This is a genomic window from uncultured Thiodictyon sp. (assembly GCF_903946935.1).
Classification (GTDB): Bacteria; Pseudomonadota; Gammaproteobacteria; order Chromatiales; family Chromatiaceae; genus Thiodictyon.
The window spans coordinates 23,553-36,383 of record NZ_CAJAXH010000127.1 but is presented as its reverse complement, the minus strand read 5'-3'; the positions used below and the strand labels follow the sequence as shown (position 1 = coordinate 36,383).

The window sequence follows — 12,831 nt, the reverse complement described above, 5'->3', positions numbered from 1 at the left end:
GCGGCTTTCTCGGGCGCAAGGGCGACGGCGAGCCCGGCCTGAAGACGATTTGGCTCGGCCTTCAGCGCGTCATGGACTTCGCCGCTGGGATCAAATTTGCCAGAGAGGCTCATGAGTTATGAGATGTGTGTAATGGGATGGCCTGCAGGACCTCTTCCACCTTGGCCTCGTCGAACGGGACTTGGGCTTTCTCCTCTTTCAGCACGGTGACCTTGACGCGGTCTGACAACGCGCCGCGGTAGGTCTCCAGCACCGCCGGATCGAGCTCAGGGACCAGTTCAGCCAACGCGTCCTTGTAGGCGATGAGGCCGCGCTGGGAATACCGCAGGACCTTGATGCCCGCCGTCTCGGCCACGAGGAAGTCGCCCATCATGGCGACCATGGACTCTTCGATGACATCCATGCTGGCCTTCAGCTTCTTGACCTGATTGTCGAGGTCCGCCTTGGCGGCAGCCGCCTTGCGGTACTCGGCCGCTCGTAAGGTCCAGGTCTCCAGTTCCTTGGCCTTCGGCGTATACAGGTCACGCTCCGGGTCTCTGGGCGGCTCCTTCTTGTTCTGAATCTGCGCCCAGAAGTCCAGACATCCCGGAACCAGCGTCTGCGCGATGAATACGTCATCGCGTTCCACCTCAAACTCCACCATAGCGCCCGGTCCGTAGTAGAACACCAGCCATCCCAGGGTCTGTCCGGACACATAGAGCTGGGTCTGGACCTGTGGGTAGTAGAGCTTGAACGCGGTCGACTCCCGGCCCAGATCCAGCACCTCGGTGTAGACCTTCTGACACGACACCTTCAGCTCAACCGGGCGGCCATTGTCATCAATGCCGTCAAAGGACGCCCGGATCAGTGGTTGTTCCTCAGATTCCCCGCAGAGGGCCAGCAGCATCGTGTCGTGCTTTTCCTCGAACGCCCAACGCACGGCGTCCTCACCGCCGGTTCCCTTGTTGCGGAACCAGTCGCTTGAAAGCTCCGCTTCCGAACGCACCAGCCCGGTCTTTTCCGCCCATAAACGCCAGGGCGTTTTATAAGGCGATAGTCCGAGCAGAATGGCGACATCCGAGGCGGATACTCCACCAGCCCGCCACTCCAGCCACGCGGGCGTCCGCTGGGGTAGATCGATCACTTTCATGGTTCGGTGCTCCTACTAAAAGGAAGGGGCACCATCCCCCAAGGGGCAGCGGGTGCCCCTTGGGGTGGGTCTAAACATCGATGTACGACCGCCGTCCATGGCGGTCTGACGTGTCGCTCAGGCGGCCTGTGCCTGAGCCTCCTTGACGGAGGCCTCAGCTGCCGTGGTCAGCGCTTGGAGGGCAAGGGCCAGATGGTCGCCGCTGAAACGCGACCGCGCATACTCCTCGGCCTGCCCCCATGCCTTCGTGGTGGTCGCTCGTGCCACGAGTTTCTTGATCTGTGCCTGGACGGCCTCATCGATGGCCGTGGTCTTGGCCTGGTCAGTCAGGGGGATCGTCTCAGTCGCAGGCTGGTCAACAGGGGCTGCCACAGCCGCCACCACCTTTGAAACGGTTGGCACCGTGACCTGGGCCGTGACCCGTGTGGATTCGATGACGGACGCCATGGGTACGGAGTCCACCTCGATCACCTTTCCGGCCATTTCCTCGGCCGTATACTCGCCCGCCTCTTCCGGGAACGCCGCCCGCAGGGACGCGGCTTTGGCGCACTTCAGCAGTTGCCCGCGGGGACGCTTCTGCCACATCTCATTGGGGATCGGGGACCTACCTTGACGCGCATAGGCTTCCTCCCAGAAGACCATTTCCGAGAAGGGACAACGGACCCCGTTCACCAGGCGGTAAACGGTGACTTCGGCCCACTCCGGAAAGGTGACGGTCGCCTGGACTTCCACCCATTGCTCGTTGCGCTTCACCGTACCGGAGAAGGTCTTGGTCTGGTCAGGACCAAACCGCGGCGAATCCAGCCCGGCCCAGAGTCCGGTCCGCGCGGCCGTAATTTGCACTTCGGTGATACTCGGCCAGACCGTCTCGACATACCGTCGTAGCGCGCTCGACCACATGGGTACGACGTGGACCGGACGCTTCATGATGTCCAAGCCACGGGCCTGGCAGTATCTGACCGCCAGAATGATCCCTTCGGGGGTGTCGGCCGATGGGAAAATGCTGTCGGTGAGGACCGCCCAGGTGCCAGGGTCGAGCCCGATCTCGGCCAGGACGGCGGTGGCCACAGGGATGCGGCAAGGGATTGCGCCGGTGCCGGGAACGACTGCTAATGGGTTCTTCTTGATGGGTGCCATGGTGTGTCTCCGAGGGTTGATGACCTGGGGAGACGCACCACTCCCCCAGGGGAGTGACAGGTTCCCCGGGTAATGGCTTGGATGTCGCCAGCGCCGACGTTAGCTTCTGGCGTTGCGCCGACGCAGGTAGGTTGGGACGTCGTATTCAGGTCCCCAGGCGCAGGAATGTTCGCGTGTCGACGGCAAGGACTGCTTCACGGTGCGACTGACAAACGCGCGTCGCCAGAGGACCGTGGCGACAACGCCGCAGCCGAAAGCGATCAATAGATCAATCATGATGCTGGTCTCCTCGGTTCAATGAACCCGAGGAGACAAACACCCCCGTGTGGGAGAGCAGGTCTCCCCGGGGAAGTGAATGAAATCGGCTCCCTAAAACGGGATATCATCCTCAAACGGCATGCCGCCACTCTGGTCAGGCGGAGCCGGCTCATTACGCGCAGCCGGGCGCTGCTGCGTCCCTGCCCTATTCGTTGACTGAGTTTCGGATTCGCTGGCCGGGCGGCCATCGAGCATTTGCATGGTCCCGCCCATGCTGACGATGACCTCCGTGGTATAGCGATCCTGACCCTCCTTGTCCTGCCATTTCTTGGTGCGCAACTGCCCTTCCACGTAGATCTTTGAACCCTTGTGGAGGTATTGTTTGACGATCTCGGCCAACTTGCCGAAGAACACCACGCGATGCCATTCGGTGCGTTCCTGGGTCTCGCCGGTTGTCTTGTCCTTCCAGGACTCACTGGTTGCGAGACTCACATTGGCGACGGCGTCGCCACTCTGCATGTAGCGCACATCCGGTTCAGCGCCGAGATTGCCGATCAGGATGACTTTGTTCACGCCTCTGGACATGATTTCCTCCGGGGGAATGCAGGGGCGCAACACCCCAAAGGGGCACTGTGCCCCGGTGGGGTGGGTCGATGGGGTATTGGGTTTGGCTGTTCTTGTGAAGCGCTCAGCTGGCGCTATGCGCGTCTCCACCATAGGAGACACGACAATCCGACTGTCCATTGCGGACCACGGGCGCGCAGTTGCGGCAGGATCGCAAGGGACAGGGGAAAGCAGGTTTCAGGGGAACAGCAAATCGCGCAGCACGCCCGGACTCAGGGCGAGGCGAATTGGCGGGATCTTGGGCACAACGTGGACGTGCCGAACGCTTGGAACTGGCTGGATGCGTATGGAGTGTGGCGCGGGGACAAAAGGCAGCGCGCCAGGGTATCGGCAGATGAGACTCGTTGATGGCTTGCTCTTCCGGGGTCCACATCGCCCCGGGCGGCCAGCTACCGCATAGTCCGCTTTGTAGCGCATTTCAAAGGCGGTTGCAAGCGTCTGCCGGGGCATTTTCCCGACCACCACCGGCATCGTCAACGGCTTCCCGCAAAGCCCCCCTTTTTGCGAACCTTCAGCGGCTTACCAGCAGGCCGTGGGTGGCCTACCGTGGCAGTACCCGAATCTTTCACCACCACGCGGACCCACACCATGGCCGAACCCCGCCGTTCAAAACGCCCCATCCAGGACTCCCGCTTCAGCCGCCCGGTCTTTGAGGAGACCATTACCATCCACTCCTCCCACGCGCAGCGCATCCTGGATCGCGGCTATTACCGTGTCGCGGCGGCCCTGTACGCCATCGACGTGGTCCTGCGTATCATCGGCGACCATGACGAGATGGATGCCGTCGAGGGCCTGGTCAATGGGCATATCCAGACCTTCGCGACGGCCATGGATGATGAAAACAAGCGACTGATGATCCTTCGCGACCAAAGCGGGAGCACCCGCACGGTCAAATACACGCGCCCGATTACGCTGCGGATTCAAATCTCCTCACCCCAGATGGCGCAGTACACCCTGCTGATCCAGGAGCTCGACCGGCTCATGATGGCCATCGATTCGCTCTGGATGAATGCCGTCCTGACCAGCAAGCAGAAGGCCATGGCCGGCTACGACTGGCGGGTCGCGTTACTGCGCATCGGGCGTGAGATCATGACCCTGGAGCGGCGCGCCCGGGACGCGGCAGCGCGCTACGGGAAGGCCGATGAAGTGGCGGCAGCGACCGCAGAAACGGACGTCGTGGTCGAGCACGACGCCGACCCTACCCCATCGCCGCAATCCCTTTCTTGATCCGCGCGGCCAGTTCCCGCCGGTTGTAGTCCCGGCCAGCCTTCACCCGGATCAGGGGAACGCGGGCCTGGGCAAAGGCCCGATCCACGAAGGCATCCCGGTCGCGTCGGTCCCTGCGGTCGTGGGTCCGGTCGTCGAGTTCCAGGGCGGCCTCGATGACCCCGGTGACGCGATCCACCAGCACGTAGTCCACATGCTTGGAGGACACCTTGCTGAAGGCGCGCCACCAGGCACGCCGGTTCACGGTCTTCTTCGGACTGAGCACGTCCGCGATCCGGACCTTGGCAAAAATCCGGTACTCCGACCCGGTCGTCTCTTCGAGAACCCGGAAAAAAGCCCACTCCGCGGGCGAAAACAGCCGCTCCTGGCGCTCGTAGCGGGGTGGGCGCAGCAACAACGTGACCCCGACGATCAGCAACACCAGCGCCGCCGCGACGGCGAGCAGGATGGCCGGAGACAGTGCCGCCAGGTGGGCCAGTTTGAGGAGGAGGTCTTGAGGCATCAGTGGTCCAAAAAGTCAGTGCATGGATGAGTTGATCAGCGGTTCACTTGGGCAACGCCTGGGTCCCGTTCCACAGTTGCCGCTCCGCCGCGCCCCGCGCCTGATCCGAGTCCATGCCGCTCACGCGATCGACCGAGCGGACCTCGGCGTTCGGGCGCCCGGCCTTGGTTGCCAGGTCGCTCCCGGTGCCCGTGAGGGCTTCGATCCCCATCGCGTTCATGTTGGGATAGTGACCGGTTTGGACCAGCAGCGCCATCCACTCGTCAAGGTTGACCGCGCTCCAGTCGATCCGCTGGAAATCGCTCACGTTCACACCCTCGCAGTCGGGCTGCTTGGGCGTCCCCCAGCCGCGTCCCAGTTGGGGGCGGACTTGCTCGTTCATGATGCGTCCCAGCGGCGAGCCAAAACAGCAATAGGAATCGCGCTTCTCGACACAGTAGCCCAGCGTGCGTGAGCGGCAATAGCCACCGACGAACACACAGGACTTCAGGTCACGCTTGGCACCCAACTCGAATTCGCTTTGCTCGCACTTCCAGATGATCTTGATCAGGATCATCACGACCTGATAGATCAGATAGGCCCACATGACCACGCTGATGATACAGGCCAGCATCGGCGCCAATGCAACCCCCGCGGACACCACCCCACCCGATACCGCCGGGCCACCGGCCGCGCTGACGAACAGGGTGTTGGCCGCCGCTTCCCCAAAGATGTTGGCAGTCCATTCGGCGGCCTTCATCATGAGCTGTTGCGTGGCTTCACTGAGCGCCGTTTTCAGCGCGTTTTCGCTGACCGTGGAACTGGTCTGCCCCATGAAGGTATTGGCGGCGGACGTGAACTGCTGGCTCACCGCGCTGTACGCATCGGAGACCGGACCGGTCAGCGTCTCCCAGGCACCGCGCACCGCACTGCTGCTGTCCAGGCCCAGGATGGCATTATTGATCTTGCTCATGGCGAACACGAGGTCCATGTAATCGCCCAGCGAGGCATTGCCGGGCGACGTGCAGCAGTTGACGATGCCACTCACCGCCCGTTTGCATTCGCGGGCCTCGCCCGGAAAGACGACACACCGGCCACCGGGTACGCATTCCATGTCCGCGGCCGACATCTGGGCGGCCTGGAGCGCCACCGCGGCCTTGGCGAAATCGGTGGATTGCTCGCTGGGGAAGCTGGCGCACTCGGTGCCGACGCAGCGGACCGGGGTTGCCGGCACCGTGGCCGTCGGGAGCGTGACCGGCCCGGCACAGTCCACGCGGGAGGTCCGCGTCACAATCGGCACACTGGCCCGGGTGCCGCAGTCCCAGGTCTCCTCGAACACATGGCAGGTCCCGTCCGGTCCGGTGGCCCCGTCCACGCAGGCACGGCGCACGAAGGTACAGGCGGCATCCGCCTCGATCGCGGCACAACTGTTCGTCGTGCCGGCGTTGGTGGGACACTGCGTCTCGCCTTTGGGGTCGACCCAGCAGTCCATCGCGCCCTTATAGAAGGACCCGCAGGTCGCATTGATGCTGGTGCCGAGACATCCCCCGCCACCGGCCGGGGTGGTGCAAGTGGCGACGATGCGGCAAAAGGGGTCGGTGTTCCTGACCGTCAGTGCCTGGAGACATTCCGGCGGCTGTATCGACCACTGGCCGTTGAGGGGATCGAGGTCCTGCACCCCGATCATGACGGCGAAGCAGGCGATGGGTTGGTCGCCTGGGTCATTTTGCAGCGGCGCCGGATACAATCCCGGATAGGGCGGGCAGCTATAGAGCGTCTGGCCCGACGCGGTCGCCGTACAGTTGAAGTCCGGTGGCGGCGTGGGCAGGCGTTCGCAGATCCGATAGTCCGGCACATGCAGCGTCCGCAAACCCTGGGTGAACTGGTTGTGCAGGCTGCAATCGGCGAAGGTCTTGGTGATGTTCCCGAGGTTGTTGGCGAGCGCATCGGTCGGCTGCCACGCCGCCTGGCTGCTGATGTCCAAGTGGGGACGGTCGACCCCGTCGCGCAGTGCGCGGTAGGCGTCGCCCGCCGATGACTGGCTTTGGAGCAGGTCACGCTGGGCATTCTGGCCGGCCGTGACGGTGGCGTCGTGATTGCCGAAATAGGCACCGAAGGCCGCGCTGTTGCCGCCGTTGCTACCGGGAAACAGCGTCTGGATCGCGATGGGTCCGCCGGCGTTCGCCGGGAACTGCACCGCACCGCCCGCCGCGTTCGGGACCGTGGCGGTGGTTCGTGTCTGCGTGCCGATGGCCTCACCCGCCTGCGCGGCATCACGAAAGGCATCGCCCCACACCAGCGCCCAGGGGGTCCAGCTGACCGAGAGGCTCACGACCGCCACGATCAGGCGGCGACCCCAGACCCAACCGCCTGACCTATTCATAGATGGCACAGCAGTCACTCCAACGCCACAACAGATACAGCTGGTGCTCACCGGGCCCGGGGATCGTGCGCGACTCACCCCAAGTGAAGGTACTTTGGCCGATCACGTGGGCCTTTTGCGTCTCAGGGAGCGGGTAGAACATCGTGAGCTTGTAGGCGCTCTTCTTGACGAAGAAGTCGATCGGGGCCTTGCACACGGCATCATTGCCCATGGTCCTTCGCGCCATCCCCCGCCGGTGCAGCGCCGCCAGCGACCGCACGGCCGCCAGGCTCGTCTCGCGCGGGTCCGATCCCAGGTTGGGCTGCACGCCGGTGAAGGGGTAGAGATTGCCCCAGGTGCCGGCGCACCAGAACAGCGAGTCGATGGGCGACCCGGCGGTGGCGGCCGTCGCATCGGCGAGACAGGCGGCCTGGGCCACCGGATTGGCCAGCCAGGCGGCCTCCGGGTTGGTAAAGAAGGCCAGTTCGCCGTTGTTCCAGGTCGGATCGAGTTCGGACAGGTACAGGATGTCGAAGTCCGTCAGCCCGTCGGCGTTGCATTTCCGATCCCAGAACAGATCGAGCAGGATCAGCAACGGAAACGAGTACCAGTGGTAATGCCAGAAGGCGATATCGGTGGAATCGTAGGCGCTCTTGCCTTCGGTCCCGATCAGGCGGCGGCTGCCCATGGGCAGGCGGGAACCACCCAGCGCGGCCGAACACCCCGGGGCGTGGGTCAGCTCGATGATGCGCGCCGGCTCCCACATGCCGATGGTGAATCCGGCCCCGGTGGCGCACCCGCAAAAGGCGGAGGTCGCCGCCCCGGCCGGGACCTGACCGCCGCCGATGGGTAGCCCCGCGATGCGCACCGGGAACAGGCAGGCCCAGCAGATGTCGGTCATCAGCTTGCCGGAGAACAGGTCCGCACTCGGACACCCGGGATCGGCGGCCTGACTCAGCCGCGGCGTGGTGCCGGCGAGCGTGAGGCAGACGCCCAGCCATAGGCTCAACAACGGCCGCCCGTGGCCGGGTAACCTGGTATTCGCCAACGCGCTCATTGTTTGGACTCCATTGGCTGCCCCATCGGCAGGCCATCGGGCAGCACCTCATGGACGACGAACACCCGCCCCCGGGCTTCGACCAGCGCGGGCACCCGCTCCAAGGCGAAGCGGGTACGCACGTCGGGTGTGAGGAGATACACCGGCTCATCAAGTCGGTCCTCGACGGCGCGCAGACCGTCCCAGCCCTGGTCGCGGTCGAACCGGGTCGCCAAGTACAGCGGGCGCTGCGGACTGTCGGTCTCCCCCAGACGGCGGGCGGTCTCCACCTGGCGTGGGTCGGAGGCATCAAAGACGATCAGGCGGTGAGTGAAGGGCACATGGTCCAGCGGATTGACGCTCGCGCCGGCCTGGATGACCTTGGTCCCGTCAGGCAGCAGCACGTCGGCGCTCGCGGTGACGGTCGGATCGATGGTGCGCTCGCGCGGTTCGGTCACCACGGGCAGGGTGTCGAAGGTCGCGCGCTGCCAATAGCGCTTGATCGCCCCTTCGCGCAACGTGTCCATGTCCAAGGCGGCCACCCGGCGTTGCAGCTCCTCGATCAGGTCCACCTCGCTGATCGCGACGGCCGGGCCGCGGACCCCCAAGTCACCCCGCGCACCGCCCTGGAGCTGCTCGCGTAGCCAGGCGGGGGCGGTCAGGCCTGTCACCCGCGCCAGTTCGCCGTCGGGACCGCGGGCGATCAGCAACGGGACCACGGTCGCGCCGGCCTCGCGAAACACCGTGGGGTCGATCTCGACGGCCGGCACCGGATCGATGCCATCCAGGAGCGCATGAATCGCCTTGATCATGTCCATCAGGCGCTCGCCGGGGGCGACCCCGCGAAACAGGAAGCGCACATCCCGACCGCTGGCCGCGCGGAAGATGGCCCGCAGCGCCTCGGTCCCGAGGCTGCGGGACACCAGCACGGTGTAGGTCACGCCAGGCGGCTCGGCCGGACGCGCCATCGGCTCGGCGGCGGCCTGACCGGTCCCGCACAGTTGCCCCAGGTCCTTGCAGGCCGACACCGCCGGTGGAGCCTCCTGCATCCGCGACAGGGCCTCGCGCCCCAGGTCGTCACCGGCCGCGGCACCCGCCGTCTCAGGCGCCAGGCCCAACCAGCTGGGCGGTGGCGTCGTGCGCGCCGTCGCGTCGAGCGCTTGCGCCTGATCCCGGATGGCACGCAGTCCCAGTGGATCGGCTGTGGGGGCCGCCTGCACCGGGTGCGCGAGGGCGAGGATCAGCGCGACGACTGGGCTAAAACAACGCATACGCCCTCCCGCCGATCTGGACGATCGGCAGTGGCCCCCAATAGCGCGAGTCGAAGCTGTCGGGGGTATCACCCATCACCCACACCGCATCACCGGGCAAAATCACCTGGCGGGCGAAGGCGCCCGGCGGCTGGTGCAAGGCGGCGGCCAGCGCGAGCCCCTCGCCTACCGTGACGCCGTTGACCGTGGTCCGCTCCGCCCCAACGATCACCTGATCCCCCGGCAGCCCCCTCAGGCGTTTGACCACGCGCTGGCCGGGACCGAAGAACGGGGCCATGGCGTCACCGGCGAAGAAGCCGTAGGTCGCACCGCGGACCAGTGCCCGGTCATGCCGGTCGATCAGCCACACGCTGTACGGTGGCAGGCACTTCTGCACCTGACTGTCGATCCCGACCCGGAAGCGGGTCCCCAGATAGAGCCCGAGGGCCGCCAGGACCAAGAGTCCCAGTCCGGCGCGGACGACGAAGGTCCGGGAGGCCATGCGGTTCGTCACGGACGGCCCCCTGCGTCGGCGTCGGCCGGTGGCGGCGCGGTACGCAGGACCAGCCCGGCCGGCGCGGCGACGACCGCCTGCGGATCGAGCACCAGCACCCCGCCATCGGCCAGGCGCCGGGCCAGGTCGCGTTGCCGGGTGATCGCCGGACCGACCTGCGTGGCCGGCAACCCGCGCAGGACACCCGCGGAATCGAGGATCAGCACAGGCGGCCGGGTGGCGAGCTCGCCGAGCAGCGGACGCACGGCCAGGAGCGCGCCGAGGTAGCCACTTGCAAGGATGGCCAGCGCCATCACCAGCAGCAACCACCACCCGGACCCCCGTGGCCACGACATCCACACCGGCTTGGGCGCCGGCATCAGCATCTTATCCATCGGCTTGACTCCCCAGCAGTTGGTTGATGGCATCGCGCACCGAAAGGCCTTCCTGGCGCAGTTTGCGAATGGCGGCCACGTCGTTCGGCCGGGTCGAGTACAGGAGCCGGCGGAAGGGGTCCACCACCAGCCGGCCGATCCCCGCCCCGCGGTCGGTCAGGGTCATGATTTCCGAATAGGCCCCGGGGACGGTGTGGACCGACTTCAGCAGTTCGACCCCGCCCGTCGTCATCGGCAGGCGGTTCTCGGCGTGGAGTTGGTCGATGGCCTGCGAGGGTTGCGCGAGCAGCAGCGTGTGGGCGCTGTTGTCGGCGATGGCCCGCCCGGTGGGGTTGTTGTAGAGGTCGTTGAGCGACTGGGTGACCGTGATCGCCGCGCCGTTGTACTTGCGGAAGCGCCGGTAACCGGCCTCGATGAACTTCGCCACATCGCCGTGGGTCAGGAGATCCCAGGCCTCGTCGATGAAGACCAGCTTGGGCTGACCGCGCTCCCCCAGGTACATGACCTGCTGGATCTGGTAGATCAGGATCAGCAGGATGACCTGCTGGAGGTGTTTGCGCCCCTTCAGCTCTTCGAGCTCCAGGACCACCAGGTTCGCCTCGAACTGGATGCTGTTCGCCCCGGAGAAGAAGCGGCCATACTCGCCCTGCGCGGTGAACGGATAGAGCTGCTCACCCACATCGCGCAGGCGCGTGTCCTCGGCCCCGGCGAGTTCGCCTGCGATGGCGTCGATGTCCATCGCGGCGCCCATCCGATCCCAGACCGCCTTGAGCACCCGCTTGAGCCCGGCACTCTGGATGTCGAGCAGCGGCTGGGTCGGGGCGGCCATGGCCGTGACCAGGGCACAGACCACGTCGGCCTCCTCCTCCCAGCTGCCGATGAGGCCGAAGGGGTTGACCGAGAGGTGCGCGTCCCGGGTGAAGGCCACGAACTGCCCGCCCAGCGCCTCGCACAGATTCTCGTAGCTGCGCCCCACGTCGATCACCCAACAGCGTCCGCCCACACTCAGATTGGTGGCCAGGAGTTCGTTGGCGAGAAAGGACTTGCCCGACCCGGAGGAGGCCGCCACCACGGCGTTGTAATTGGTGGCCGAGTCGAACAGGTTCAGATCCATGAGCTGCCCCGCGCGCCCCACCAGGTTGAGCACCGGGCTCCCCGTCCCCTTCCAGTCGCCGAACACCGGCATCAGGGTGGTGGCATGGCTGGAGGCCATCGTGCGATAGCGCATCATGTGGGGGATGGCATCGCGGTCCGCGCCGAAGGGCAGACAGTGCAGGAACAAGGGCAGGGGGAAGAACTGGTCCGGCATCACCTGGAAGCCCAACTCCCGCCAATAGGTGCGCAGGTTGGAGCCGGCGGCGGTGGCCTCGTCCGCCGGCGTGAAGAGGACGATCCCGAGATAGCACTGGATGGGGCGGTCGCCGTTATCCAGGCAGGCGAACAGCCCGTCATAGCCCGCCTTGGTCTGACCCAGGGTGGGCAGGTAGTGGGACAGTTGCCCCATGGCCTGGTGGGTGGCCCATTGCCGGCTGGCCGCGAGCTTGGTGCGCATGGCCTCCGGGTCCGGAAAGCGCACCGACAGGGTGATCAGGACGTTGTGGCGGATGCCCCGGGTGCCCGATACCACATCGCCGATATAGCGCGCGGCCATGCCGAAGGCGATACGGTCGGGAAAGCGCTTGACCGAGAAGGTCTGGGCCCGATGCGTGCCGAGCGTGATGCCCTTGGCGTCCACCTCCAGCGCGTGGGTGAGGTCGATGAACTGCTCGCGGATGAGCCGGTCCGGGTCGCACTCGGGTACGATCCGGTCGCGCCAGCCGGCCTGGGGGTCCCAGTTCAGCAGGGTCGACATGAGACGCACATAGCGATCCGCCGTGAGCGCGACCGGCCGCAACCCGGCCGTCTTCAGGACTTGCAGGGCCGTCGCGCACAGGACCGCGGCGTCGGTGGTCTCGCGCTCGGTCGGTTTGCCCTCCGCGATGGGCAGTTTGACGGTGACGATGACCTGGAGGTCGCGCAGGCGCAGCTCGCTGGCCGGTCCCAGCGGGGCCTCGGTCCCGGCCCGCAGGAACTCGGCGCGCCGTTGCGTCGACTCGCGCAGCAGCTCGTCGCCGTGGCCGATGCGCAGGGCCTGCATCCGGGCCAGCCGTTCTTCGATGTCCGGCGAGGCCCAGAGGGCGATCTGCACCAGCGTCTCTGACGGCCAGTCCAGGTTCATCAACACCGACAGCCGGTCGGCCTGGGCGCGATCGGCGCTCGACAGGGGCTCGCACACGAACCCGAAGCCCAGGGACAGGTCGTCCAGGACGAAGAGTTGCTGGCCGGGTTCATAGGCCAGCACCGGAAAGAGCTCGGCCGCACGCGAACCGCGAAACTGGCGATGGATCAAGGGCACTCTCCGCAGGGGGTGGCTGAGGTCGATGGAGACGGAAGATGGGC

General features: G+C 65.9%; 12 protein-coding genes. 2 read left to right on the top strand and 10 right to left on the bottom strand.

Annotation, left to right across the window (positions count from 1 at the left end; genetic code table 11):
• The coding region (locus tag QZX93_RS11405) for an IS4 family transposase (protein ID WP_295384024.1) at window positions 1–122 on the top strand (122 nt) is incomplete at its 5' end.
• Here QZX93_RS11405 and QZX93_RS11400 read toward each other — a convergent pair.
• The 3 genes from QZX93_RS11400 to ssb form a co-directional block, all read right to left on the bottom strand.
• Window positions 110–1,129 (bottom strand): lambda-exonuclease family protein, encoded by a 1,020-nt coding sequence (locus tag QZX93_RS11400; RefSeq protein ID WP_295391012.1) that lies wholly within the window; start codon window positions 1,127–1,129, stop codon window positions 110–112. The genes QZX93_RS11405 and QZX93_RS11400 overlap by 13 nt on opposite strands.
• A gap of 117 nt (window positions 1,130–1,246) precedes the next feature.
• Window positions 1,247–2,266, bottom strand: coding sequence for a phage recombination protein Bet (gene bet / locus QZX93_RS11395; RefSeq protein WP_295391010.1), 1,020 nt, complete (start codon window positions 2,264–2,266; stop codon window positions 1,247–1,249).
• Window positions 2,267–2,635: 369 nt separating this feature from the next.
• Window positions 2,636–3,109, bottom strand: a complete 474-nt coding sequence (gene ssb / locus QZX93_RS11390) for a single-stranded DNA-binding protein (RefSeq protein WP_366760211.1) — start codon at window positions 3,107–3,109, stop codon at window positions 2,636–2,638.
• Window positions 3,110–3,736: 627 nt separating this feature from the next.
• Between ssb and QZX93_RS11385 the strand changes: the two genes are divergently transcribed.
• Window positions 3,737–4,375, top strand: a complete 639-nt coding sequence (locus QZX93_RS11385; RefSeq protein ID WP_295391009.1) for a hypothetical protein — start codon at window positions 3,737–3,739, stop codon at window positions 4,373–4,375.
• Here QZX93_RS11385 and QZX93_RS11380 read toward each other — a convergent pair.
• From QZX93_RS11380 to traC, 7 genes are read right to left on the bottom strand one after another with little or no spacing between them, the layout of a single operon-like run.
• Window positions 4,347–4,877: a DUF2726 domain-containing protein gene (locus QZX93_RS11380; protein ID WP_295391008.1), complete on the bottom strand. Its 531-nt coding sequence runs from the start codon at window positions 4,875–4,877 to the stop codon at window positions 4,347–4,349. The genes QZX93_RS11385 and QZX93_RS11380 overlap by 29 nt on opposite strands.
• A gap of 43 nt (window positions 4,878–4,920) precedes the next feature.
• Window positions 4,921–7,239 (bottom strand): conjugal transfer protein TraN, encoded by a 2,319-nt coding sequence (gene traN / locus QZX93_RS11375; RefSeq protein ID WP_295391006.1) that lies wholly within the window; start codon window positions 7,237–7,239, stop codon window positions 4,921–4,923.
• Window positions 7,232–8,275 (bottom strand): TraU family protein, encoded by a 1,044-nt coding sequence (locus QZX93_RS11370; RefSeq protein ID WP_295391004.1) that lies wholly within the window; start codon window positions 8,273–8,275, stop codon window positions 7,232–7,234. The genes traN and QZX93_RS11370 overlap by 8 nt, the downstream gene beginning before the upstream one ends.
• Complete coding sequence (locus QZX93_RS11365; RefSeq protein WP_295391002.1) at window positions 8,272–9,525, bottom strand: TrbC family F-type conjugative pilus assembly protein; 1,254 nt, start codon at window positions 9,523–9,525, stop codon at window positions 8,272–8,274. The genes QZX93_RS11370 and QZX93_RS11365 overlap by 4 nt, the downstream gene beginning before the upstream one ends.
• Window positions 9,512–10,018, bottom strand: coding sequence for a S26 family signal peptidase (locus QZX93_RS11360; RefSeq protein WP_295391000.1), 507 nt, complete (start codon window positions 10,016–10,018; stop codon window positions 9,512–9,514). Before QZX93_RS11360 ends, QZX93_RS11365 begins: the two co-directional genes overlap by 14 nt.
• Window positions 10,015–10,392 (bottom strand): hypothetical protein, encoded by a 378-nt coding sequence (locus QZX93_RS11355; protein ID WP_295390998.1) that lies wholly within the window; start codon window positions 10,390–10,392, stop codon window positions 10,015–10,017. Before QZX93_RS11355 ends, QZX93_RS11360 begins: the two co-directional genes overlap by 4 nt.
• Entirely contained in the window at window positions 10,385–12,781 is a 2,397-nt protein-coding gene (gene traC, locus QZX93_RS11350; protein WP_295390996.1) for a type IV secretion system protein TraC, read from the bottom strand. Before traC ends, QZX93_RS11355 begins: the two co-directional genes overlap by 8 nt.
• Window positions 12,782–12,831 lie beyond the last annotated feature (50 nt).

What these genes read in the sequence shown, in the direction of transcription:
- QZX93_RS11400 (WP_295391012.1), bottom strand. Translation starts at nt 1,129, where the DNA reads ATGAAAGTGATCGATCTACCCCAGCGGACGCCCGCGTGGCTGGAGTGG.
- bet (WP_295391010.1), bottom strand. Translation starts at nt 2,266, where the DNA reads ATGGCACCCATCAAGAAGAACCCATTAGCAGTCGTTCCCGGCACCGGC.
- ssb (WP_366760211.1), bottom strand. Translation starts at nt 3,109, where the DNA reads ATGTCCAGAGGCGTGAACAAAGTCATCCTGATCGGCAATCTCGGCGCT.
- QZX93_RS11385 (WP_295391009.1), top strand. Translation starts at nt 3,737, where the DNA reads ATGGCCGAACCCCGCCGTTCAAAACGCCCCATCCAGGACTCCCGCTTC.
- QZX93_RS11380 (WP_295391008.1), bottom strand. Translation starts at nt 4,877, where the DNA reads ATGCCTCAAGACCTCCTCCTCAAACTGGCCCACCTGGCGGCACTGTCT.
- traN (WP_295391006.1), bottom strand. Translation starts at nt 7,239, where the DNA reads ATGAATAGGTCAGGCGGTTGGGTCTGGGGTCGCCGCCTGATCGTGGCG.
- QZX93_RS11370 (WP_295391004.1), bottom strand. Translation starts at nt 8,275, where the DNA reads ATGAGCGCGTTGGCGAATACCAGGTTACCCGGCCACGGGCGGCCGTTG.
- QZX93_RS11365 (WP_295391002.1), bottom strand. Translation starts at nt 9,525, where the DNA reads ATGCGTTGTTTTAGCCCAGTCGTCGCGCTGATCCTCGCCCTCGCGCAC.
- QZX93_RS11355 (WP_295390998.1), bottom strand. Translation starts at nt 10,392, where the DNA reads ATGGATAAGATGCTGATGCCGGCGCCCAAGCCGGTGTGGATGTCGTGG.